Annotated in this window: 12 protein-coding genes; 7 read left to right on the forward strand and 5 right to left on the reverse strand. The window is 67.7% G+C overall.

Translation table 11 applies throughout. The features are described from left to right. Positions 1-9 precede the first annotated feature (9 nt). The 4 genes from sdhA to JI745_RS06445 all read right to left on the reverse strand — a co-directional run bounded on the left by sdhA (position 10) and on the right by JI745_RS06445 (position 3476). Entirely contained in the window at positions 10-1737 is a 1728-nt protein-coding gene (gene sdhA / locus JI745_RS06430; protein ID WP_236675189.1) for a succinate dehydrogenase flavoprotein subunit, read from the reverse strand. A 65-nt stretch (positions 1738-1802) separates the two neighbouring features. Then, positions 1803-2168: a succinate dehydrogenase, hydrophobic membrane anchor protein gene (sdhD, locus tag JI745_RS06435; RefSeq protein ID WP_201804742.1), complete on the reverse strand. Its 366-nt coding sequence runs from the start codon at positions 2166-2168 to the stop codon at positions 1803-1805. An 8-nt stretch (positions 2169-2176) separates the two neighbouring features. After that, complete coding sequence (sdhC, locus tag JI745_RS06440) at positions 2177-2599, reverse strand: succinate dehydrogenase, cytochrome b556 subunit (protein ID WP_201804743.1); 423 nt, start codon at positions 2597-2599, stop codon at positions 2177-2179. 103 nt (positions 2600-2702) lie between these two features. Further along, positions 2703-3476 (reverse strand): GntR family transcriptional regulator, encoded by a 774-nt coding sequence (locus JI745_RS06445; RefSeq protein ID WP_236674921.1) that lies wholly within the window; start codon positions 3474-3476, stop codon positions 2703-2705. Positions 3477-3662: 186 nt separating this feature from the next. On the opposite strand from JI745_RS06445, the gene JI745_RS06450 reads away from it, so the two are divergent. The 4 genes from JI745_RS06450 to acnB all read left to right on the forward strand — a co-directional run bounded on the left by JI745_RS06450 (position 3663) and on the right by acnB (position 9210). Next, on the forward strand, positions 3663-4649 hold the full coding sequence (locus JI745_RS06450) for a malate dehydrogenase (protein WP_201804746.1): 987 nt from the start codon (positions 3663-3665) through the stop codon (positions 4647-4649). 84 nt (positions 4650-4733) lie between these two features. Then, a complete protein-coding gene (locus tag JI745_RS06455; protein WP_201804747.1) occupies positions 4734-5741 on the forward strand; it encodes a CoA ester lyase in 1008 nt (335 codons plus the stop codon). A gap of 310 nt (positions 5742-6051) precedes the next feature. Then, positions 6052-6495 carry a hypothetical protein gene (locus tag JI745_RS06460; protein WP_201804748.1) on the forward strand — a complete coding sequence of 148 codons (444 nt, stop codon included), beginning with the start codon at positions 6052-6054 and terminating at the stop codon, positions 6493-6495. A gap of 120 nt (positions 6496-6615) precedes the next feature. After that, positions 6616-9210, forward strand: coding sequence for a bifunctional aconitate hydratase 2/2-methylisocitrate dehydratase (gene acnB / locus JI745_RS06465; RefSeq protein ID WP_201804749.1), 2595 nt, complete (start codon positions 6616-6618; stop codon positions 9208-9210). A 59-nt stretch (positions 9211-9269) separates the two neighbouring features. Here the strand turns inward: acnB and sbcB are convergent, their stop codons facing one another. Beyond that, positions 9270-10703 carry an exodeoxyribonuclease I gene (gene sbcB, locus JI745_RS06470; protein ID WP_201804750.1) on the reverse strand — a complete coding sequence of 478 codons (1434 nt, stop codon included), beginning with the start codon at positions 10701-10703 and terminating at the stop codon, positions 9270-9272. 406 nt (positions 10704-11109) lie between these two features. Between sbcB and serC the strand changes: the two genes are divergently transcribed. The 3 genes from serC to JI745_RS06485 all read left to right on the forward strand — a co-directional run bounded on the left by serC (position 11110) and on the right by JI745_RS06485 (position 25947). After that, positions 11110-12192 (forward strand): 3-phosphoserine/phosphohydroxythreonine transaminase, encoded by a 1083-nt coding sequence (gene serC, locus JI745_RS06475; protein ID WP_201804751.1) that lies wholly within the window; start codon positions 11110-11112, stop codon positions 12190-12192. A 392-nt stretch (positions 12193-12584) separates the two neighbouring features. After that, the gene (locus JI745_RS06480; RefSeq protein WP_201804752.1) at positions 12585-22043 is read left to right on the forward strand and encodes a hypothetical protein; all 9459 of its coding nucleotides are present in this window, start codon (positions 12585-12587) and stop codon (positions 22041-22043) included. 85 nt (positions 22044-22128) lie between these two features. Beyond that, a complete protein-coding gene (locus JI745_RS06485) occupies positions 22129-25947 on the forward strand; it encodes a heme utilization protein (RefSeq protein ID WP_201804754.1) in 3819 nt (1272 codons plus the stop codon). Positions 25948-25951: the final 4 nt, after the last annotated feature.

Genomic DNA, 25951 nt, shown 5'->3' on the forward strand with positions numbered 1-25951 from the left:
GCGGCGGGCTCAGAACGAGCGGACCTTGGGCGGGATCGATTCGGCGGTGAGCGGCTTCAGGTTCACCGGCTTGTAGTCGAGGCGGTTGCCTTCCGAATACCAGAGGGTGTGCTTCATCCACACCTTGTCGTTGCGGCCGTTCGGGAATTCGGGGCTGTCGCCGTAATCGTTCACGGTGTGGGCACCGCGGCTTTCGCGACGGGCGGCGGCCGAGATCATGGTGGCCAGGGCCGCCTCGATCAGGTTCTCGACTTCCAGCGCCTCGATGCGGGCGGTGTTGAACACCTTGGACTTGTCGGCCAGGTGGATGCCCTTCACGCGCTCGGCGATGGCCTTGATCTTGGTGACGCCTTCGTCCATCGACACCTGCGTGCGGAACACGCCGGCGTGCTGCTGCATGGCCGAGCGGATGTCGTTGGCCACGTCCTGGGCGTATTCGCCGCTGGTGCTGCTTTCGTACTTGGCCAGGCGCGACAGCGTGCGGTCGGCGGCATCGGCCGGCAGCGGCTTGTGCGCCTTGGCCTTGAGGCCGGTCTCGATGATGTGATTGCCGGCCGCGCGGCCGAACACCAGCAGGTCGAGCAGCGAGTTGGTGCCCAGGCGGTTGGCGCCGTGCACACTCACGCAGGAGCATTCGCCCACTGCGTAGAGGCCGTTGACCACCGCGTTCGGGTTGCCATCCTTCGGCACCACGACCTGGCCGTGGATGTTGGTCGGGATGCCACCCATCTGGTAGTGGATGGTCGGCACCACGGGAATCGGCTCCTTGGTGATGTCGACGTTGGCGAAGTTGTGACCGATCTCGAAGACGGACGGCAGGCGCTTCATGATGGTCTCGGCGCCCAGGTGGGTCATGTCGAGCACCACGTAGTCCTTGTTGGGACCACAGCCACGGCCTTCCTTGATCTCCTGGTCCATGCAGCGCGAGACGAAGTCGCGCGGCGCAAGGTCCTTCAGCGTGGGGGCGTAACGCTCCATGAAGCGCTCGCCGTTGCTGTTGCGCAAGATCGCGCCTTCACCACGGCAGCCTTCGGTCAGCAGCACACCCGCGCCGGCGACGCCGGTGGGGTGGAACTGCCAGAACTCCATGTCTTCGAGCGGGATGCCGGCGCGTGCCGCCATGCCGAGACCATCGCCGGTGTTGATGAAGGCGTTGGTGCTGGCCGCGAAGATGCGCCCTGCCCCACCGGTGGCGAGCAGCACGGTCTTGGCTTCGAGGATGTGCAGGTCGCCGGTTTCCATTTCCAGCGCCGTCACGCCCACCACGTCGCCCTCGGCATCGCGGATCAGGTCGAGGGCCATCCACTCCACGAAGAAGTGCGTGCGGGCCTTGACGTTCTGCTGGTACAGCGTGTGCAGCATCGCGTGGCCGGTGCGGTCGGCCGCGGCGCAGGCGCGCTGCACCGGCTTCTCGCCGTAGTTGGCGGTGTGGCCGCCGAAGGGGCGCTGGTAGATCGTGCCGTCGGGGTTGCGGTCGAACGGCATGCCGAAGTGCTCGAGCTCGTACACGACCTTCGGCGCTTCACGGCACATGAATTCGATGGCGTCCTGGTCGCCGAGCCAGTCGGAGCCCTTCACCGTGTCGAAGAAGTGGTAGTGCCAGTTGTCCTCGCTCATGTTGCCGAGCGAGGCGCCGATGCCGCCCTGGGCGGCGACGGTGTGCGAGCGGGTCGGGAAGACCTTGGACAGCACGGCCACGTTCAGGCCGGCCTGGGCCAGTTGCAGCGACGCGCGCATGCCGGAGCCACCTGCCCCGACGATCACGACGTCGAACTTTCTCTTTGCGATCGATGCGCTCACGTTCACAGTCTCCACAGCACTTGGATGGCCCAGCCGGCACAGCCCACCAGCCACACGAGCGTGGCCACTTGCAACACGAGCTTCACGCCCACGGGCTTCACGTAGTCCATCAGCACGTCACGGATGCCCACCCACACGTGGTAGGCCAGCGCGACGATGGTCACGAAGGTCAGGAACTTCATCCACTGCGTGGAGAAGATGCCGGCCCATTTGTCATAGCCCATCGGGCCGGGCAGCAGCACCTGCACGATCAGCACGATGGTGAAGAGCGCCATCAGCACCGCGGTGACGCGCTGGGCGAGCCAGTCGCGCAGGCCGTAGTGCGCACCGACCACCGTGCGCTTGGAACCGTAGTTCGGAGTCGTCATGTTCTTGATCAGAAAAAGAGCTTGAAACCGAGGGCCAGTGTCAGCACGATGCTCAGGGCCAGCGTCACGAGCGCCGAGACACGGCCGAATTCCTTCGACACCGAGTGGGTCGCGTCCATCCACAGGTGGCGCAGGCCGGCGATGAAGTGATGCAGGTAGGCCCAGATCAGGGCCAGCACGACGAGCTTGACGATGATGGCCGGGAAGATCCACAAGCCGCCCACGAACGCGCTGGTGAACTCGCCGTAGCTGATGTCGGACGTGAGGCTCTTGTCGAGCAGCCAGATGATGAACGGCAGCAGCACGAACATCAGGATGCCGCTCACGCGATGAAGGATCGACACCCATCCGGCGGGCGGAAGCCGGTATTGCGTGGCTTCGATGAGGCGCATGTTGGCGCCGGGTCTTTGCTTCGCTGTGGTCTGTGCCATGCCCAACCTGTAATCCTGTAGAAACTTTCGGAGTTTATTGCAACGCAGCAGGGTTTCGCCTGACACGCACCTTTCTGCGGTCGCGGTTCGCCCTGCTTGGTCCTCAGCTCAGCTCATTGCGGTAGTAATGCGCCTGGGTGTTGTACAGGCCCCGGCGCAGCTCCACCGGCTTGTCGCCATAGGTCCGCGACAGCCGCTCCACGCTGAGCAAGGGTGCGCCCAGCGGAACTTGAAGCAGCTCCGCCGCCCCGGCATCGGCGGCAACCGCACGCAGCTGCTCTTCGGCGCGGATCATGCGCACGCCGAATTCGGTTTCGAAGAGGCCATACATCGGCCCCTGGTATTCGCTCAGGCGCTCGGCCGTCAGGCCCTTGAAGAGCGTCCCGTTGAGCCAGATGTCGTCGAGCACGACCGGCGAGCCGTGGAAATGCAGCACACGCCGCACCTGCACCGCCATGTCACCGGCCTTCAGTTCCAGCGCACGCGCCACGTCGGCGGGAGCGCGCACCCGGCGGCAATCGATGAAGCGCCGCTCGGCCCCGCCAGGCTGGCCGTCGTCGGGCATCAGGCGCAGGAAGCGGTACTGGATCTTTTCTTCCGCATGCGTTGCGACGAAGGTGCCCTTGCCCTGGCGGCGCACGACCAGGTTCTCGTCGGCCAAGGCATCGATCGCCTTGCGCACCGTGCCCTGGCTCACCTTGAAGCGCGCGGCGAGCTCCATCTCGCTCGGGATGGCCTCACCCGGCTTCCACTCGCCGCTCTGCAGGCTGCGCGTGATCAGCGACTTGATCTGCTGATACAGCGGGCTGAATGCCGGGCCATCGGCTTCGCCTTCCGCGGGGCGGGCAGCAGCAGGGACGGACGTCGACGTGGCCATGTCCGGAATTGCAACACAGGCGCCCGGTTTGCGTCCACGCCCATTTGAAAGATGTCTTATATAAGACATAAGAGCATTGACACACCCAGGGTTGCCACCTAGACTCGCCTAAACTCCCCGGCTCACCAGAAAAGCGCCCGCCGCGGCCCGAATTCCACCATCCCCCTGAACCTTCCGGAGCCTTCCATGAGCAAGAAACCCGTTCGTGTCGCCGTCACCGGCGCTGCTGGCCAGATCGGCTACGCCCTGCTGTTCCGTATCGCCTCGGGCGAGATGCTGGGCAAGGACCAGCCGGTCATCCTGCAGCTGCTCGAGATCCCCGACGAGAAGGCCCAGAAGGCACTCAAGGGCGTGATCATGGAACTCGACGACTGCGCGTTCCCGCTGCTCGCCGGCATCGAAGCCCACGGCGACGCCAACACCGCTTTCAAGGACACCGACTACGCCCTGCTCGTCGGCGCCCGCCCCCGTGGCCCCGGCATGGAACGCAAGGACCTGCTGGCCGCCAACGCCCAGATCTTCACCGCCCAGGGCAAGGCCCTCGACAAGGTCGCCTCGCGCAACGTCAAGGTGCTGGTCGTCGGCAACCCTGCCAATACGAACGCATACATCGCGATGAAGAGCGCCCCCAGCCTGCCGCGCGAGAACTTCACCGCCATGCTGCGCCTCGACCACAACCGCGCCGCTTCGCAGATCGCCGCCAAGACCGGCAAGCCGGTCGCCGCCATTGAGAAGCTCGCCGTGTGGGGCAACCACTCGCCGACGATGTACGCCGACTACCGCTTCGCCACCATCGATGGCAAGTCGGTCAAGGAAACGATCAACGACGATGTGTGGAACAAGGACGTGTTCCTGCCCACCGTCGGCAAGCGCGGCGCCGCCATCATCGAAGCGCGTGGCCTGTCGTCGGCCGCCTCGGCCGCCAACGCCGCCATCGACCACATGCGCGACTGGGCCCTGGGCACCAACGGCAAGTGGGTCACCATGGGCGTGCCCTCGAATGGCGAATACGGCATCCCGAAGGACGTGATGTTCGGCTACCCGGTCACCACCGAAGGCGGCAAGTACAAGATCGTCGAAGGCCTGCCGATCGATGCCTTCAGCCAGGAGCGCATCAACATCACGCTGAAGGAACTGCAGGAAGAGCAAGACGGCGTCAAGCACCTGCTCTGATCGCGTCAAGCGCAAACAAAAAGGCCGGTGCATCACGCTGCTGGCCTTTTTTTCGCCCCCGCCGACCCGCCCACGCTGAACGCCATGCCGCTTCATCCCAGACAAGCCCTCTTCGACGCGCGCGAGATCGCGCCGTCGTTGCCTGTCTGCGACCACTACTGCGGCGTCGAGGCGCGCATGAGGAAGAGCCTGCAACTGCAGGCCGAACTCGGGCCGATCTTCGACGTCACGCTCGATTGCGAAGACGGCGCGCCGGTTGGTGGCGAGGCCGAGCATGCCCACCTGGTGGCCGAGATGGCGACCTCCGAGCTCAACCTGCACGGCCGCGTGGGCGCACGGGTTCACCCGGTCGACCACCCGAGCTTCGATGCCGACGTGGCCACGCTGGTGAAGCGGGCCGGCCAGCGCCTCGCCTACCTGACGGTGCCCAAGGTCGCGGGCTTCGACGAGGCGCAGGCCGCCGTCCGCGCCGTCGATCAGGCCATGGTCGAACACGGCCACAAGCGTGTGCTGCCGGTGCACGTGCTGATCGAGACGCATGGTGCGTTGCGCGAGGTCCAGCGCATCGCCGCGCATCCGCGCATCGAGTCGCTGTCGTTCGGCTTGATGGACTTCGTCTCCGCCCATCGCGGCGCCATCCCGCAGGCCGGCATGAGCGCACAAGGCCAGTTCGAGCACCCGCTGGTGCTGCGCGCCAAGCTCGAGATCTCGGCCGCCTGCCACGCGTCGAACAAGACACCCTCGCATTGCGTGGTGACCGAGTTCCGCAAGCTCGACCTGCTGCGCGCCGCTGCGCAGAAGGCGTCGCGCCAGCTCGGCTACCTGCGCATGTGGAGCATCCATCCCGACCAGATCCAGCCCATCGTCGAGAGCTTCGCCCCCACGGTCGCCGAGACCGACCAGGCGATCGAGATCCTGATGGCCGCGCAGGCGGCCGACTGGGCGCCGATCAGCCACCGCGACACCCTGCACGACCGCGCGAGCTTCCGCTACTTCTGGCATGTGCTCGAACGCGCCCGGCAGACGGGCCAGGACCTGCCGGCGCAGGTCGAAGAGCTGTTTTTCGCCGACACCCCGGGAGCGGCGTCGTGAACTCCTTCACGCCCGCGGTTTTCGGCTTGGCGAACAAATGTTTCAGCGCCGCGACCGTGCGCGCTTGTGCCGCTAGCACGTTGCGCACGCGGCGTGGGAAGGCCTCGGGCGTCGTGTTCGTGACTTCACGCACACCCACGCGGCCGGCGTTGCCCGTGCATGCCGCACCAAGCGCTGACACGCTGCACCGCACGCGCGCACGCCCCGCAAAGTCAGCCCAGCAAATTGTTTCAATCCGGGATTCCGCCCTGGAAAGCCGTTGTGAGTGCCCCTTCACAATCCGTGCTTCCTCAACACCAGGAGTGGATCCATGACCTCCCGCATCGCACTTGCCGTTGCCGTGTCCTTCGCCCTCGCTGGCGGCGCCGCCATGGCCCAGACGGCCGCCAAGCCCGCTGCGAAGAAACCGGCCGCCGCCGAGAAGCCGCTGCCCCAGGCCGACCAGGCCCAGCTCGACGCTGCCGAGCGCACGCACTTCGGCGTCTACGAATGCGACTTCAAGCAGACGATCGACGTCTCGATGAACCCGAAGTACCCGGGCTACGTCGACGTCAAGTTCAAGAAGGACACCTGGACGATGAAGCCCAGCGTCTCGTCCACCGGCGCGTTGCGCCTGGAAGACGTCAAGGGCCGCACCCTGCTGCTGCAGATCGCCAACAAGTCCATGCTGATGGACACCAAGATCGGCCAGCGCCTGGTCGATGCTTGCGTGCACGAGAAGCAGCGTGCCGCCATGGAGGCCTCGAAGTCGTGATTCGACGGGCTTCTCCGGGTGCGCACGCAAACGTCATGACCGCATGGCAAGACCCTGCTCGCTCCGCGCGCAGGAATCTTGCTTCCCCTTTTTCTTGCTTTGCACCACCCGGAGACCTCCATGCTTCAAGCCTATCGCCAACACGTTGCTGACCGCGCCGCGCTCGGCATCCCGCCGCTGCCCCTGACCGCCCAGCAGACGGCCGAGGTCATCGAGCTGCTCAAGGCTCCCCCGGCCGGCGAAGGCGAGTTTCTGCTGGACCTCCTGACCCACCGCGTGCCCCCGGGCGTGGACGACGCGGCCAAGGTCAAGGCCTCCTTCCTCTCCGCCGTCGCCCATGGCGACGTGACGGTCGCCCTCATCTCCAAGGCCAAGGCCACCGAGCTGCTCGGCACCATGGTCGGCGGCTACAACGTGCAGCCGCTGGTCGACCTGCTCGACCACGCTGACGTCGCCTCGGTCGCCGCCAATGCGCTGAAGAAGACGCTGCTGATGTTCGACTTCTTCAACGACGTCGCCACCAAAGCCAAGGCTGGTAACGCCAAGGCGAAGGAAGTCATCCAGTCCTGGGCCGACGCCGAGTGGTTCACCTCGCGCCCCGAAGTCGCGAAGAAGATCACCGTCACCGTCTTCAAGGTGCCCGGCGAAACCAACACGGACGACCTGTCGCCGGCCCCCGATGCGTGGAGCCGCCCCGACATCCCGCTGCACTACCTCGCGATGCTGAAGAACACCCGCCCCGACGCGGCCTTCAAGCCCGAGGAAGACGGCAAGCGCGGCCCGATGCAGTTCATCGAAGATCTGAAGAAGAAGGGCCACCTCGTGGCCTACGTGGGCGACGTGGTCGGCACCGGCTCTTCGCGCAAGTCGGCCACCAACTCGGTGATCTGGGCCACCGGCGAAGACATCCCCTTCGTGCCGAACAAGCGCTTCGGCGGCGTCACCCTCGGCGGCAAGATCGCCCCGATCTTCTTCAACACCCAGGAAGACTCCGGCGCGCTGCCGATCGAGGTCGATGTCTCGAAGCTCGAGATGGGCGACGTGATCGACGTCTATCCCTACGACGGCAAGCTCGAGAAGAACGGCCAGACAGTCGCCACCTTCGCGCTCAAGAGCGACGTGCTGCTCGACGAAGTGCGTGCCGGCGGCCGCATCAACCTCATCATCGGCCGCTCGCTGACCGCCAACGCGCGCGAATTCCTCGGTCTGCCCGCCTCCACCGTGTTCCGCCTGCCCAAGGCACCGGTCGACAGCGGCAAGGGCTTCACGCTCGCGCAGAAGATGGTCGGCCGCGCCTGCGGCCTGCCCGAAGGCCAGGGCATCCGCCCGGGCACCTACTGCGAGCCCAAGATGACCACCGTCGGCTCGCAAGACACGACGGGCCCGATGACCCGGGACGAGCTGAAGGACCTGGCCTGCCTGGGCTTCAGCGCCGACATGGTGATGCAGTCCTTCTGCCACACCGCGGCCTACCCGAAGCCGGTCGACGTGAAGATGCACCGCGAGCTGCCGGCCTTCATCAGCAACCGCGGCGGCGTGGCCCTGCGCCCGGGCGACGGCGTGATCCACAGCTGGCTCAACCGCCTGCTGCTGCCCGACACCGTGGGCACCGGCGGCGACTCGCACACCCGCTTCCCGATCGGCATCTCCTTCCCCGCCGGCTCGGGCCTCGTCGCCTTCGCAGCGGCGACCGGCGTGATGCCGCTCGACATGCCCGAATCGGTGCTGGTGCGCTTCAAGGGCGAGCTGCAGCCGGGCGTCACCCTGCGTGACCTCGTGCATGCGATTCCGCTCTACGCGATCAAGCAAGGCCTGCTGACGGTCGCCAAGGCCGGCAAGAAGAACATCTTCTCGGGCCGCGTGCTCGAGATCGAAGGCCTGCCGAACCTGAAGGTCGAGCAAGCCTTCGAACTGTCGGACGCTTCCGCCGAGCGCTCGGCCGCCGGCTGCACGATCAAGCTCAACAAGGAGCCGGTCGCCGAGTACCTGCAGTCGAACGTCGTTCTGATGAAGAACATGATCGCCAACGGGTATGCCGACGCCCGCACCCTGCAGCGCCGCATCGAGAAGGTCGAAGCCTGGCTCGCCAACCCGCAGCTGCTCGAAGCCGACAAGGACGCCGAGTACGCCGCCGTCATCGAGATCGACCTGGCCGACATCAAGGAGCCGATCGTCTGCTGCCCGAACGACCCGGACGACGCCAAGTTCCTGTCGGAAGTGCAAGGCACCAAGATCGACGAAGCCTTCATCGGCTCGTGCATGACCAACATCGGCCACTTCCGTGCGGCTGCCAAGCTGCTCGGCGGCCAGCGCGACATCCCGGTCAAGCTGTGGGTGGCCCCGCCGACCAAGATGGACCAGGACGAGCTGATCAAGGAAGGCCACTACGCCGCCTTCGGCACCGCCGGCGCGCGCACCGAGATGCCGGGCTGCTCGCTGTGCATGGGCAACCAGGCGCAGGTGCGCGAGGGCGCGACGGTGATCTCCACCTCGACCCGCAACTTCCCGAACCGCCTGGGCAAGAACACCAACGTGTTCCTCGGCTCGGCGGAGCTCGCGGCCATCGCCTCGCGCCTGGGCAAGCTGCCCTCGCCGGCCGAGTACCTGAAGGAGATGGGCATCATCGACGCCGACAAGGCGAGCGTGTACCGCTACCTCAACTTCAACCAGATCGACGAGTACGTCGAGACGGCGAAGTCGGTGACGACGGCCTGATCGCTCAGCGCTCACAAGCCAAAAGCCCGCGGCTCACACCGCGGGCTTTTTCATTTGGTTCAGTCGCGCTCGGGGGCGATCTCGGTCGCGTAGTCGACGAGCGCGCCCAGGATTTCCTGCGCCCGCTCGTCGGCCTCGGGCTCGAGCTGGTCGATGCGCTCGAAGAACGCTTCCAGCGTGAGCGCCCCACCGGCGCCGTCGTGCAGCTTGTGGGCGCAATGCTCCTGCCACTGCAGCCGCTCGACATCGTTGAGCGTGTGCGGGAAGTTGCGCGCGCGGTAGCGGAACAGAAGCTCGTCGAGCCGCTTGTCGGCAAACACCGGGCGTTTCTCCGCCAGTTGCTCGGGCGTCAGGCCACGCAGGCGCTGCAGGGTGCGGCGGTCTTCGTTGCCGACGAATCCGCCGTAGAGGTCTTCGTCGACATCGGGCTTGCCCTCCACTTGCGGGCGGTCGAACACCGCGGGCCACATGCCGGCGAGCAGCTGGCCTTTCTGCGCGCACAGCTCCGCGTGTCGCAGGCCCAGCGCCACGTCGACGCCCCACTTCGCCGCCACGGCATCGCTCAGCGTCTTGAGGTTGCCCACCACGATGGGCGACTTGTTGATGTGGATGGTCTTGATCGGCAGGCGCGCCACGCCCTCGGGCAGCGCATCGGCCTTGCTGAACATGCGCTCGCGGATCGCCTCCACGCCGAGGGTGAAGAGCTCGCTCGGGTCGGTGGCCAGGTCCCACACAATGACTTCGTTCTTGTTGGTCGGGTGCGGCGCGAGCGGCCACACGAGCGCCATGCAGCCGCGCTCCACGCCGTACATGCCCGAGACGTGCAGGAAAGGCTTGCCCACGCCCATTTCGCGGATCACCTCGTCTTTGCGGCGCAGGCGCAGGCAGAAGTCCCACAGCTTGGGCTGGCGCGTCTTGATGAGCCGGGCCACTGCGATGGTGGCGCGCACGTCGGAGAGTGCATCGTGCGCCGCTTCGTGGAGCAGGCCGTTGGCCTTGGTCAGGTGCTCGAGCTTGAACGAAGGCCGGCCATCCTCGTGCACCGGCCACTCGATGCCTTCGGGCCGCAGCGCCCAGGTGACGCGCACCACGTCGAGCAGGTCCCACCGGCCGCACTCGTTCTGCCACTCGCGCGCATAGGGGTCGATGAGGTTGCGCCAGAAGAGATGGCGGGTCACTTCATCGTCGAAGCGGATGGAGTTGTAGCCCACGCCGATGGTGCCGGGCGTCGCCAGCTCCTTCTCGATCAGATCGGCAAACGCATGCTCGGGCAGGCCCTGGGCCAGGCACACCTGCGGCAGGATGCCGGTGAGCAGACACGACTCGGGGTCGGGCAGGTAGTCGGGCGCGGGCTGGCAATACACCATCACCGGCTTGCCGATCTCGTTCAGATCCGCATCGGTGCGCACGCCCGCAAACTGCGAAGGCCGGTCACGGCGCGGCACACGACCGAAGGTTTCGTAGTCGTGCCAGAAGAAGCTCATTTCACTCATGGGCTTGGAATCTAACAGGCGCCTTGTGTTGTTCGGCGCGAGCGTGCGGGGCTGGGGTATCGCACTCCGCTCATGTCCCCCGCAAGAGATCACTCCCGTGATCCCTTGCTCCTCCTTTACTTCGCTCCGTGCGACACCCCAGCCCCGCACGCCACCACGGCCGCGAAATACATCTTTCGCAGGGCAGAGCGTCTCGCACATCGGGCCTGGGGTGAGGGGCGCAGTGAAGTAAAGGAGGAGACGAGGCTCGCGGGAGCGATCCTCGTCGGGGGACATGAACGGAGCCCCTCACCCCAGGCCCGATGTGCCGCTCTGTCATCCCCCATATCCGCGCCATCTGTACTGCCAGCCGCGCACCCCCATCAGCTAAGCTACCCCGTCCCCTTCCGCAAACCGTTCAAGAGACATGACTCGCGCCTACAACTTCAGCGCCGGCCCCGCCGTCCTCCCCGAATCCGTGCTCCGCCAGGCCGCCGACGAGATGCTCGACTGGCAAGGCTCCGGCATGTCGGTGATGGAGATGAGCCACCGCGGCAAGGAGTTCATGTCGATCCATGCGCAGGCCAAGGCCGACCTGACGGAGCTCTTGAATCTGCCGAGCAACTACAAGATCCTCTTCCTGCAGGGCGGCGGTGTCGGCATGAACGGCATCATCCCGATGAACCTGCTCGGCAACAAGAAGAGCATCGATGTCATCAACACCGGCTCGTGGGCCAGCAAGTCGCTGAAGGAGGCGAAGAAATACGCCCAGGCCAACGAAGCCGCCACCAGCGAGCCGCAGCACTACACCTGCATCCCGCCGCGTGACACCTGGAAGCTCGACCCCGAGGCCGCCTACGTGCACATCTGCAGCAACGAGACCATCGGCGGCGTGCAGTACCACTGGGTGCCTGACACCGGCAACGTGCCGCTCGTGGCCGACATGTCGTCCGACATCCTCTCGCGCCCCATCGACGTGAGCCGCTACGGCCTCATCTTCGCCGGCGCGCAGAAGAACATGGGCCCCTCCGGCATGACGCTCGTGATCGTGCGCGACGACCTGCTCGGCCGCGCCCTGCCCATCACGCCCAATGCCTTCGACTTCAAGCAGCAGGCCGACCACGACTCCATGCTCAACACACCGCCCACCTACGCGATCTACATCGCCGGGCTCGTGTACCAGTGGCTGAAGAAACAAGGCGGCCTCGCCGCGATGGAAGCGCACAACCGGAAGAAGGCCGCACTGCTGTACGACCTGCTGGACGCGACGCCCTTCTACAAGAGCCCCGTCGCGCGCAGCGACCGTTCGCTGATGAACGTGCCCTTCACCCTGCCCACCGAAGAGCTCACCACCACCTTCCTCAAGGGCGCCACCGAGCGCGGCATGGTGCAGCTCAAGGGCCACAGCTCGGTGGGCGGCATCCGGGCCTCGATCTACAACGCCATGCCCCTCGAGGGCGTGCAGGCGCTCGCCCAGTACATGAAGGAATTCGCAGCCCGCCATGGCTGAGGCCTCAGGGCGCCGCGGCCCCTCCATATAGAGAACGCGAACAGCTTCACGACCTCCGGATGCACAGGCCCCGTCGGCAACGACGGGGCCTTTGTCGTTCTGGGCACCCGTTCGTGACGGATGTCTCGCGCGCTCGTTCAAGCACCCCCGTGCACACGGAAAAGAGGCCACTAAGGCCTGCACATCACCCTTAAGTCCGGGGGGGTGTTCACCGATATTCCGACGGACTGGGAAGAGAGGAAGACCTGTGGACGGTGCATTCGCGCCTCACCACCACACCCCCTCCCGACCCACGAAAGACAGCAAACGAACAACTTTCCGTCTCGAGCGCCGCGACCCAGGTTCAAGGAAAAGCCGACGTCGCCGACCGAAAAACTGCAACAGGAACCCACATGGCCACCATCATCCCCGCACTGAGCACCCAGCAGATCGCCGGCTTGTCGACCCGATCGATCGCTGGGCTGACCACAGAAGACTGGGCGGCGTTCCGCACTGACCAGATCGTGGCCCTGACGACCGCACAGATGGCGGCCATCACGACCACCGGCATCGGTGCGCTGAACAGTGACCACATGATGGCGTTCGAGACGAACGACCTGCGCGCCCTGACGAGCACCGCCGTCCGCGCGCTGAACAGCGACCAGATCGGCGCCCTGTCGACCGACCAGGTCGGCGCCTTTACCACCGCCCAGGTGGCCGCGCTCACCACCGAGCAGCTCTCGTCGCTCGCCACGCAAGACCTCAACGCCTTCAGCACCGCGCACTTCGCCGCGATGTCGTCGTCGCAGTTGATGAACCTCACCAGCGACCAGATCGCGCACCTGCAGACTGATGACCTGCGCGCCATCTCGACCGCCGCGATCCGCAGCTTCAACAGCGACCAGTTCACCGCGCTCACCTCCGACCAGATCGGCGCGCTGACCTCGGCCCAGATCACCTCGCTCACCACCGCCCAGATCGCAGGCCTCGGCACCGCCGACCTGAACGCGCTGACCTCCGACCAGATCCCGCGCCTGACGACGGCCCAGATCGCCGCGCTCAACAGCGACCAGCTGCCCTACATGCAGACGGCCGACATCGTTGCGCTGACGACTGCCCAGGTCGCCGCGCTGAGCGCCGGCCAGGTCGGCTACCTCACGAGCGACCACATCGCCGCGATCGAGACCGCTGACCTGCGCGTGCTCAACACCGCCTCGATCCGCGGCCTCACGAGCGAACAGCTCGCCGCCCTGAGCAGCGACCAGATGGGTGCGCTGACCACGGCCCAGACCGCCGCGCTCACCTCCGACCAGATCAACACGCTGACCACGCAAGACCTGAATGCGCTGGGCACCGCGCACTTCGCCGGCCTCACCGCCGCCCAGGTCGCCGGCCTCACCAGCGACCAGATCTCGCGCCTGCAAAGCGATGACCTGCGCTCGCTGAGCAGCAACGCGATCCGCGCGCTCACCAACGACCAGCTCGCCGCCCTCACGTCCGACCAGGTGCCGCTGCTGACCACGGCCCAGGTCTCGTCGCTGACCACCGCCCAGATCGGCGGCCTCGGCACCGCCGACCTGAACGCGCTGACCTCCGACCAGATCCCGCGCCTGACGACCGCCCAGATCGCCGCGCTGAACAGCGACCAGCTGCCCACGATGGAGACGGCCGACATCGCCGCCCTGACCACGGCACAAGTCGCCTCGCTGAGCGCTGCTCAAGTCGGCTACCTGACGAGCGACCACGTCGCCGCCATCGAGACCGCTGACCTGCGTGCCCTGGGCACCGCCGCCGTCCGTGGCCTCACGAGCGAGCAGCTCGGTGCCCTGAGCTCCGACCAGATCGGCGCGCTGACCACGGCCCAGACCGCTGCCCTCACGTCCGACCAGATCAACACCCTGGCCACCCACGACCTGAACGCGCTGGGCACCGCGCACTTCGCCTCGTTCACCGCCGCCCAGGTGGCCGGCTTCACCAGCGACCAGATCTCGCGCCTGCAGAGCGATGACCTGCGCTCGCTGAGCAGCAACGCCATCCGTGCGCTCACCAACGAGCAGCTCGGCGCCCTCACCTCCGACCAGGTGCCGACGCTCACCAGCGCCCAGGTCTCGTCGCTGACGAACAGCCAGATCGCCGGTCTCAGCACCGCCGACCTGAACGCGCTGACGTCCGACCAGATCCCGCGCCTGACGACCGCCCAGATCGGCGCCCTGAACAGCGACCAGCTGCCGACGATGCAGACGGCCGACATCGCTGCGCTGACGACCGCCCAGGTCGCCGCCCTGCGCTCCGACCAGGTCAGCTACCTGACGAGCGACCATGTCGCCGCCCTCGAGACGGCCGACCTGCGTGCCCTCTCGACTGCCGCGATCCGCAACCTGACGAGCGAGCAGCTCGGCGCCCTGAGCAGCGACCAGATGGGTGCGCTGACCACGGCCCAGACCGCTGCGCTGACCTCCGACCAGATCAACACCCTGGCCACGCAAGACCTGAATGCGCTCGGCACCGCCCACTTCTCTGCCCTCACGGCAGCACAGGTGGCCGGCCTGACGAGCGACCAGATCTCGCGCCTCGAAAGCGATGACCTGCGCTCGCTGAGCAGCAACGCGATCCGCGCGCTGACCAACGAGCAGCTCGGTGCCCTCACCTCCGATCAGGTCCCGACGCTCACCAGCGCCCAGGTCTCGTCGCTCACCACCGCCCAGATCGGCGGCCTGAGCACCGCTGACCTGAACGCCCTGAGCTCGGATCAGATCCCGCGCCTGACGACGGCCCAGATCGCTGCCCTGAACAGCGACCAGCTGCCGACGATGCAGACCGCCGACATCGCCGCGCTGACGACCGCACAAGCCGCGACGCTGAGCGCCTCGCAAGTGAGCTACCTCACGAGCGACCACATCGCCGCGATCGAGACCGCTGACCTGCGCGCCATCAACACCGCCGCGATCCGCGGCCTGACCAGCGAGCAGCTCGGTGCCCTGAGCTCCGACCAGGTGGGTGCCCTGACGACCGCCCAGACCGCTGCGCTGACCTCCGACCAGATCAACACCCTGGCCACGCAAGACCTGAACGCGCTCGGCACCGCCCACTTCGCGTCGCTCACCGCGTCGCAAGTGGCGGGCCTCACCACCGACCAGATCTCGCAACTGCAGAGCGACGACCTGCGCTCGCTGAGCAGCAACGCGATCCGCGCGCTCACCAACGAGCAGCTCGGCGCCCTCACGTCCGACCAGATCCCGACGCTCACCTCGGCCCAGGTCTCCACGCTGACCAATGCCCAGATCGCCGGCCTCGGCACCGCCGACCTGAATGCGCTCACGTCCGACCAGATCCCGCGCCTGACCACCGCCCAGATCGGCGCGCTGAACAGCGACCAACTGCCGTACATGCAGACCGCCGACATCGTCGCCCTGACGACGGCCCAGGTGGCCGCGCTGAACAGCGACCAGGTCGCCCTGCTGACCAGCGACCACATCGCCGCCTTCGAGACGGCCGACCTGCGGGCCCTGTCGACCGCCGCCCTGCGCAACCTCAGCACCGACCAGATCAACGCGCTGAGCAGTGACCAGTTCTCCGCGCTGACGACCGCGCAAGTCGCCGCGCTGACAGCCCAGCCGCAGTTCGAGAACATCACCACCAACGACCTGAACGCGCTCGGCACCCAGCACTTCGCTGCGATGACGGCGTCCCAGATCCAGGCGCTGACCACCGACCAGGTCTCGCGCCTCGAGACCCAGGACCTGCGCGCCATCACGACCGCCGGCATCCGCGCGCTGGGCTCCGACCAGCTCGCCGCGCTGACCTCCGACCAGATTGGCGCGCTGACCACGGCCCAGGTGTCCTCGCTGACCACCGCCCAGATCGGCAGCCTCGGCACCGCCGACCTGAACGCGCTGACCTCCGACCAGATCCCGCGCCTGACCACGGCCCAGATCGCCGCGCTCAACAGCGACCAGCTGCCCTACCTGCAGACGGCCGACGTCGCCGCGCTGACCACGGCACAAGTCGCCTCGCTGAGCGCCGCTCAGGTCGGCTACCTGACGAGCGACCACGTCGCCGCCATCGAGACGGCTGACCTGCGCGCCCTGAACACGGCCGCGATCCGCGGCCTGACCAGCGAGCAGCTCGGTGCCCTGAGCTCCGACCAGATGGGTGCGCTGACCACGGCCCAGACGGCTGCGCTCACCTCCGACCAGATCAACACGCTCGCCACGCAAGACCTGAACGCCTTCGGCACCGCCCACTTCTCTGCCCTCACGGCAGCGCAAGTGGCCGGCCTGACGAGCGACCAGATCTCGCACCTGCAGAGCGATGACCTGCGCGCCCTGAGCAGCAATGCGATCCGCGCGCTGACCAACGACCAGCTGGCCGCCCTGACCTCGGACCAGGTGCCCACGCTCACGAGCGCCCAGGTTGCCTCGCTCACCACCGCCCAGATCGGCGGCCTCGGCACGGCCGACCTGAACGCGCTGACCTCGGACCAGATCCCGCGCCTCACCACCGCCCAGATCGGCGCCCTCAACAGCGACCAGCTGCCGACCATGCAGACGGCTGACATCGCTGCGCTGACGACCGCCCAGGTCGCCTCGCTGAGCGCTGCTCAAGTCGGCTACCTGACGAGCGACCACATCGCCGCCATCGAGACCGCCGACCTGCGTGCGCTGAACACGGCTGCGATCCGCGGCCTCACCAGCGAGCAGCTCGGTGCCTTGAGCTCCGACCAGATGGGTGCGCTCACCACGGCCCAGACGGCCGCGCTGACCTCTGACCAGATCAACACCCTGGCCACGCAAGACCTGAACGCGCTCAGCACCGCCCACTTCTCTGCCTTCACGGCAGCGCAGGTGGCCGGCCTGACCAGCGACCAGATCTCGCGCCTGCAGAGCGATGACCTGCGCGCCCTGAGCAGCAATGCGATCCGCGCGCTGACCAACGACCAGCTCGCCGCCCTGACCTCCGACCAGGTCCCGACGCTCACGAGCGCCCAGGTCGCCTCGCTCACGACCGCCCAGATCGGCGGCCTGAGCACCGCCGACCTGAACGCGCTGAGCTCGGACCAGATCCCGCGTCTGACGACCGCCCAGATCATTGCGCTGAACAGCGACCAGCTGCCGACCATGCAGACGGCCGACATCGCTGCGCTGACGACCGCCCAAGTCGCCGCACTGCGCTCCGACCAGATCAGCTACCTCACGAGCGACCACATGGCCGCCATCGAGACGGCCGACCTGCGCGCCCTGTCGACGGCCGCGATCCGCAACCTGTCGAGCGAACAGCTGGGGGCTCTCTCGAGCGACCAGATGGGCGCCCTGACGACCGCCCAGACGGCTGCGCTGACTTCTGACCAGATCAACACCCTGGCCACGCAAGACCTGAACGCACTCGGCACCGCCCACTTCTCTGCCTTGACCGCAGCGCAAGTGGCCGGCCTGACGAGCGACCAGATCTCGCGCCTGCAGAGCGATGACCTGCGCGCCCTGAGCAGCAATGCGATCCGCGCGCTGACCAACGACCAGCTCGCCGCCCTGACCTCGGACCAGGTGCCCACGCTGACGAGCGCCCAGGTCGCCTCGCTCACCACCGCCCAGATCGGCGGCCTGAGCACCGCCGACCTGAACGCCCTGACGTCGGACCAGATCCCGCGTCTGACGACCGCCCAGATTGCTGCGCTGAACAGCGACCAGCTGCCGACCATGCAGACGGCCGACATCGCCGCCCTGACGACCGCCCAGGTCGCCACCCTGAGCGCCGCTCAGGTCGGCTACCTGACGAGCGACCACGTCGCGGCCATCGAGACGGCTGACCTGCGTGCTCTGGGCACCGCCGCCGTCCGTGGCCTGACCAGCGAGCAGCTCGGTGCCTTGAGCTCCGACCAGATGGGTGCCTTGACCACGGCCCAGACCGCCGCGCTCACCTCGGACCAGATCAACACGCTGGCGACGCAAGACCTGAACGCGCTCGGCACCGCCCACTTCTCTGCCTTGACCGCAGCGCAAGTGGCCGGCCTGACGACGGACCAGATCTCGCGCCTGCAGAGCGATGACCTGCGCTCGCTGAGCAGCAACGCCCTCCGCGCGCTGACCAACGAGCAGCTCGGCGCCCTGACCTCCGACCAGGTGCCCACGCTCACGAGCGCCCAGGTTGCCTCGCTCACCACCGCCCAGATCGGCGGCCTGAGCACGGCTGACCTGAACGCCCTGACCTCGGACCAGATCCCGCGTCTGACGACCGCCCAGATCGCCGCCCTGAACAGCGACCAGCTGCCCACGATGCAGACCGCTGACATCGTGGCCCTGACGACCGCCCAGGTCGCCACCCTGAGCGCCGCTCAGGTCGGCTACCTGACCAGCGACCACGTCGCCGCCTTCGAGACCGCCGACCTCCGCGCGCTGAACACCGCCGCCATCCGTGGCCTGACCAGCGAGCAGCTCGGTGCCTTGAGCTCCGACCAGATGGGCGCCCTGACGACGGCCCAGACCTCGGCCCTGACATCCGACCAGATCAACACCCTGGCGACGCAAGACCTGAACGCGCTCGGCACCGCCCACTTCTCTGCCTTGACCGCAGCGCAAGTGGCCGGCCTGACGACGGACCAGATCTCGCGCCTGCAGAGCGATGACCTGCGCTCGCTGAGCAGCAACGCGATCCGCTCGCTGACCAACGAGCAGCTCGGTGCCCTCACCTCCGACCAGGTCCCGACGCTCACCAGCGCCCAGGTCTCGTCGCTCACCACCGCCCAGATCGGCGGCCTGAGCACCGCTGACCTGAACGCCCTGAGCTCGGACCAGATCCCGCGCCTGACGACCGCCCAGATCGCCGCCCTGAACAGCGACCAGCTGCCAACCATGCAGACGGCCGACATCGCCGCGCTGACGACCGCCCAGGTCGCTGCCCTGAGCGCCGCTCAGGTCGGCTACCTGACCAGCGATCACATGGCTGCGATCGAGACCGCCGACCTGCGTGCCCTGAGCACGGCGGCTGTCCGTGGCCTGACCAGCGAGCAGCTGGGCGCCCTGACGAGCGACCAGATGGGTGCCCTGACGACCGCCCAGACCGCTGCGCTGACCTCCGACCAGATCAACACCCTGGCCACGCAAGACCTGAACGCGCTCGGCACCGCCCACTTCTCTGCCCTCACGGCAGCCCAGGTGGCCGGCCTGACGAGCGACCAGGTGTCGAGCCTGCAGAGCGATGACCTGCGCGCCCTGAGCAGCAACGCCCTGCGCGCGCTGACCAACGAGCAGCTCGGTGCCCTGACCTCGGACCAGGTGCCGACCCTGACCTCGGCCCAGGTCTCGTCGCTGACCACCCAGCAGATCGCTGGCCTGAGCACCGCCGACCTGAACGCCCTGAGCTCGGATCAGATCCCGCGTCTGACGACCGCCCAGATCGCCGCGCTGAACAGCGACCAGCTGCCCACCATGCAGACCGCTGACATCGCCGCCCTGTCGACCGCCCAGGTCGCCGCCCTGAGCGCTGCTCAAGTCGGCTACCTGACCAGCGATCACATCGGCGCGATCGAGACCGCCGACCTGCGTGCCCTGAGCACGGCGGCTGTCCGTGGCCTGACCAGCGAGCAGATCGGTGCGCTCTCCAGCGACCAGATGGCGGCGCTGACCACGGCCCAGAGCTCGGCCCTGACGTCCGACCAGCTCAACACCCTGGCCACGCAAGACCTGAACGCCTTCAGCACCGCCCACTTCTCCGCCTTCACCGCGGCGCAAGTGGCCGGCCTGACGACCGACCAGATCTCGCGCCTGCAGAGCGACGACCTCCGCTCGCTGAGCAGCAACGCGATCCGTGCCCTGACCGACGAGCAGCTCGGCGCCCTGACGTCCGACCAGATCCCGACGCTCACCAGCGCCCAGGTCTCGTCGCTCACGACCCAGCAGATCGCCGGCCTGAGCACCGCCGACCTGAACGCCCTGAGCTCGGATCAGATCCCGCGCCTGACCACGGCCCAGATCGCCGCGCTGACCAGCGACCAGCTGCCGACCATGCAGACGGCCGACATCGCCGCGCTGACCTCGGCCCAGGTCGCCGCCCTGAGCGCAGCTCAAGTCGGCTACCTGACGAGCGACCACATCGCGGCCATTGAGACCGCCGACCTGCGCGCCCTGTCGACCGCGGCCATCCGCGGCCTGTCGAGCGACCAGCTCGGTGCGCTGAGCTCCGACCAGGTGGGCGTGCTGACCACCGCCCAGGCGGCGGCGCTGACCACCGACCAACTGCCGACCCTGGCCACCCAGGACCTCAACGCGCTGGGCACCGCCCACTTCGCTGCGCTGAGCTCGGCACAGGTCGAGTCGCTGGTCTCCGACCAGATCCGCAGCCTGCAGACCGATGACCTGCGTGCCATCACGACGACGGCGATCCGCGCGCTTGACTCCGACCAACTGGCCGCCCTCACGTCCGACCAGGTGGGCGCGCTCAGCACCCAGCAAGTCGCATCGTTGACCACCGACCAGGTGCCGACGATCACGACGGAAGACCTGCGTGCCCTGAGCAGCCAGCAGATCGCCTCGCTCACCACGGCGCAGGTCCGCACGCTGACCTCGGACCAGATCGCCTCGCTGAACAGCGACGATGTGGTGGCCCTGACCACGGCACACTTCGCCGCGTTCACGACCGACCAGCTCCAGGCCTTCACGACCGACCAGGTGTCGTCGATCGAGACCAACGACCTGCGTGCCCTGTCCGGCGCCTCGCTGCGTGCCCTGACCGATGCCCAGCTCGCCGAGCTGACGTCGGATCAGTTCCAGCAGCTGGGTGGTGCGGTGAACCAGTTCACCAGCGACCAGATCATGGGCCTGGCCACGCAAGACCTGAACGCCCTCACCGCGTCGCAGTTCCTCGTGATGACCACCTCGCAGATCAACGCGCTGACGACCGAGCAGATCAACAACCTGCAAACGGCCGACATCCGTGCCATCACGACCGCCGGCATCCAGCAGTGGGACCAGGCCCAGATCGAAGCGATCAGCACCGCGAACTTCGCCCAGCTGACCAACGCCCAGATCGCCGCGCTGACCACCGCACAGGCCCAGTTCCTGACGACCGACCAGATCGTGGCCCTGACCACCGACCAGGTCGTCGCGCTGGAAACGGCCGACATCGCGGCGATGAGCATGGCGCAGATCTCGGCCTTCGAAAACGCTGACATCGGCCGCATGTCGGCTGCCCAGCTCGACGCGTACCTGGCGGCTTCGCCGGTCGTGCTCGACCTCGACGGCAACGGCGTGAGCACCACGGCGGCCGCCAACGGCGTCAACTTCGACCTGAACGCGAGCGGCAACACCAGCCAGCGCTACGGCTGGGTCGACGCCAAGGACGGCCTGCTCGTGATGGACCGCAACGGCGACGGCAAGATCAACGACGGTACCGAGCTCTTCGGTGTCGCCACGGTCAAGGCCGACGGCACCCGCGCGGGCAACGGCTACGAAGCGATGAAGATCGAGGACAGCAACGCCGACGGCAAGCTCTCCGCCGATGACGCACGCTTCAACGAGCTGCGCCTCTGGGTCGACGCGAACCAGGACGGCAAGACCGACGAAGGCGAACTGCGCGGCCTGGCCGACTTCGGCATCGTCTCGCTCGACCTGAACGGCATTGCCGGCACGGCGATGGACAACGGCAACCTGTTGGGCATCACCTCGAGCTACACGACCGCCGACGGCGCCAAGCACGACATGGCCGACGTCTGGTTCGCGAAGGATGCGCCGAAGCTCGACGAGCTGCTGGCCGCTGCACCGAGCGACGTGCTGCCGAGCGCTGCACCGGCTGCCGCCCCGGCACCGGCTCGCGACGTCGCCACCGGGTCGGTCGACAAGAGCCTGCTGCCTGACGACAACAACAACCTGCCGCTGATCTGACGGCCATGACCAAGACACCGACGCACCTGCCCCTCCGGGTGGGTGCGTCGGGTGAGGTCTTGTCACTCACGCCCGGCTGACGACCATGAAGTTCTCGCTCGGCAAGATCGTGACGGGCACCTGGGTGTTCTACGCACTCCGGTCCAAGGTCACGCGCTGGAGCTCGTTCGACACCTCCGCCACCGCCGGCGGCGGCAATGGCGGCGCCGGTGGCGGCGGAGGGAGCAACTCGCCCTACGCCCTCACCGATGAACAGGTGCGCGCGCTCACGCCGTCGCAGATCGCCGCGATGACGACCGACGAGCTCAACGCGCTCACGGTCTCGCAGTTCGCCATGCTCACCGTCACGCAGTCGGGGGCGATCACGCCCACGCAGATGGTGGCGCTGGAGACGCAGGACTTCCGCGCGCTGGAGTCGGCCGACTTCCGCGGCATGTCGTCGGCCCAGATCCAGGCACTCACCACCGACCAGATCGGCCTGCTGGCCACCTCGCGCATCGTCGGCATCTCGACCGATGCGCTGCCGACCATGTCGACCACGCAGATCGCCGCGTTGTCGACCGCCCAGATCGCAGCCCTCACCACCGCCCAGGTGGCGGTGATGACCACGCAGCAACTGGCCACGCTCACGACCGACGAGCTCAACGTGATGAGCACGGCGCAGTTCGCCGCGCTCACCACCACGCACATCGCCTCGTTCACCAGCGACCGCATCGCCGCGCTCGAAACGCAGGACCTGCGCGCGCTGGGCACCGCCCAGTTCGCCGCGATGAACATCGGCCAGGTCAGCGCGATGCGCACCGACCAGGTCGCAACCCTCGAGACCCAGGACCTGCGCGCCATCTCGGTTGACGCGGTGGCGGCCTTCAACGCCAGCCAGATGGCCGCGCTCGGCACCGCCCAGATCGCGGCGCTCACCAACAACCAGGTCCGCGGCCTCTCCACCCTGCAGGTGGCCGCGCTCGGCAGCGAAGACCTGGTGGCCCTGACCACCGCCCAGGTGGCCGCCCTCACCGTGGACCAGGTGGCCGCCCTCTCCGGCAGCCAGATCGCCGCGCTCGAGACGACCGACCTGCGCGCCATCGCAACCGGCATGCTGCAGACGCTGAGCACCGACCAGATCGCCGCGCTCACCACGATGCAGATCGCGTCGCTCACGAGCGCGCAGATGGGCGCGCTCACCAGCACCCAGCTCGGCGCGCTGGAGACCGCCGACGTGCGCGCACTCACCAGTGCCCAGGTGGCCGGCCTCACCCCCGCCCAGCTCGGCGCGATGACGAGCGACCAGATCGCAGCCCTCGAGACGGCCGATGTGCGCGGCTTCTCCACCGGCGTGCTGCAGTCGCTCAGCACCGACCAGATCGCCGGCTTCAGCAGCGACCAGATGGCGGCGCTCACCACCACGCAGATCCGCGCGCTCACCAACACGCAGCTGGCCAGCCTGGACACGGTCGACCTGAACGCGCTCACCACCGAGCAGTTCGCCGCGCTCACGAGCACGCAGATCGTTGCGCTCACCACCGACCAGCTGCCGACCCTCTCGACGCAGGACCTGCAGGCCATCAGCCTGCCGGTGCTCAACGCGATGACGGCCGAGCAGATCAACTCGCTCACGCCGCTGCAGCGTGCGTCGATGTCGACGGCGCAGATCGCGTCGTTCGGCACGCAGATGATCGCGAGCCTCGCGCCCGCCGACCTCAACGCCTTCAGCAGCGCGCACTTCGCCGCCTTCAACTCGAACCAGGTGCGCGCGTTCACCACCGACCAGATCGCCGCGCTGGAAACGCAAGACCTGCGCGCGATCAACACCGCCGGCATCCGCGCCTGGTCGACCGAGCAGATCGCCGCGATGGGCTCCGACCAGATCGAAGCCCTCAGCACCGCGCAGCTCGTCTCGCTCACCACCGCCCAGATCGCCGGCCTCCTGCCCGAGGACCTGGGCGCGCTCAGCTCGGCCCAGCTTGGCGCCCTCACCAGCACCCAGGTGATGGCGCTCACCACCGCGCAGCTCGTCGCGATGGAGACGCAGGACCTCAACGCGCTCACCACGGCGCAGTTCGCCCGGCTCACCACCGCCCAGGTCAACGCGCTCACGCTCGACCAGGTCGCCAGCCTGGAGACGGGCGACCTGCGTGCACTGAGCACCTCGCAATTCCGTGCGTTCTCGCCGGCGCAGTTCGATGCGCTCGGCACCCAGCATTTCGCCTCGCTCACCACGACACAAGCCGCGGCCATCACCTCGGCCCAGCTGCAATCGCTGAGCGACATCGACTTCAACGCGATGGGCACCGAGCACTTCGCGGCCTTCACCACCGCGCAGACCTCGGCCTTCACGCTCGGCCAGATCGCCGGCATGGAAACCGCCGACCTGCGCGCGCTCAGCACCGCCGCCCTGCGGGGCTGGACGACCGACCATTTCTCGGTGCTCAACACCGACCAGCTCGCCGCGCTGTCGACGGCGCAGGTCGCCTCGTTCTCCACCGCGCAGATCGCGGGCCTGGACCCGAGCACCCTCAACGCACTCACCACCGAGCAGATCGGCGCCCTCACCACCACCCAGGTGGCGGCGCTGCGCCCCATCCAGGTGGCGCTGCTGGAGACGCAGGACCTCAATGCGCTGGGCACGGCGCAGTTCCGCGCGCTCACCACCGCCCAGATCAACGCGCTGACGCTCGACCAGGTGGCCAACCTGGAAACCGATGACCTGCGCGCCCTCAGCACCTCGGCACTGCAGTCGCTGTCGCCGACGCAGCTGCTCTTCCTGGGCACGCAGCACTACGAGGCGCTGACCACCCAGCAGGTGGCGTCGTTCAGCTCGTCGCAGATCAATGCGATGGACCAGCAGGACCTCAACGCCCTGACCACCCAGCACTACGCCGCGCTCACCAGCATGCAGGTGGCAGGTCTGTCGGCGGGGCAGTTCGCGGCACTGGAAACGCAGGACCTGCGTGCCCTGTCGACCAACGCGATCAACTCGCTGTCGGCCGTGCACCTCAACAGCATGAGCACCGAGCAGATCTCGCTGCTGAGCACCGCGCAGATCGCCGCGATCTCCACGGCGGCGGTCGCCGGCCTCACGCCCGACCAGATCACCTCACTCACCACCACGCAGGTCGTGGCCCTGGAAACGGCCGACATCGCCGCGATGGACATGACGCAGGTCGCGGCCTTCGAAGCCGAAGACCTGACGGTGATGAGCAACGCGCAGATCGACGCGCTCTTCGCCGCCACCCCCATCGTGCTCGACCTCGACGGCAACGGCGTGCGCACCACCGCGGCGGCCGATGGCGTGAACTTCGACCTGGGCGGCACCGGCACCGTGCACCGCGCGGGCTGGGCCTCGGCCACCGACGGCCTGTTGGTGCTCGACCGCAACGGCGACGGCCGGGTCAACGACGGCAGCGAGCTCTTCGGCTCGGCCACCCGCACCGCCAGCGGCGGCCGCGTGGCCAACGGCTTCGAGGCCATGAAGCTCGAAGACAGCAACGGCGACGGCCGGCTCGCCGCCGGCGACGCCCGCTTCGGCGAACTCAAGCTGTGGGTCGATGCCAACCAGGACGGCAAGACCGACGCCGGCGAACTGCACGGCCTGGCCGATTTCGGCATCGTCTCGATCAACCTCGATGCGGTGACGGGCACCGAGGTCGACAACGGCAACCTGCTGGGCCTGGTGTCGAGCTACACGACCGCCGACGGCGCCGAGCACGCGATGGCCGACGTGTGGTTCGCCAAGGACCGCAGTGCCGACCTGCAGCTCGGCGAGCTGCTCTCCGCTCCCCCCGCCGAGCTGCTGCCCGGTGCGGCCGCCCCGGCGCCATCCCAGGCTCCTGCCGGCACGACGGCCGCCCCCACCGCCATCTCGTACCCGAGCTTCGGCGACACCCGGCCTGCACCGCTGATCTGACGCG

The organism is Piscinibacter sp. HJYY11, from assembly GCF_016735515.1.
Taxonomy (GTDB): domain Bacteria; phylum Pseudomonadota; class Gammaproteobacteria; order Burkholderiales; family Burkholderiaceae_C; genus Rhizobacter.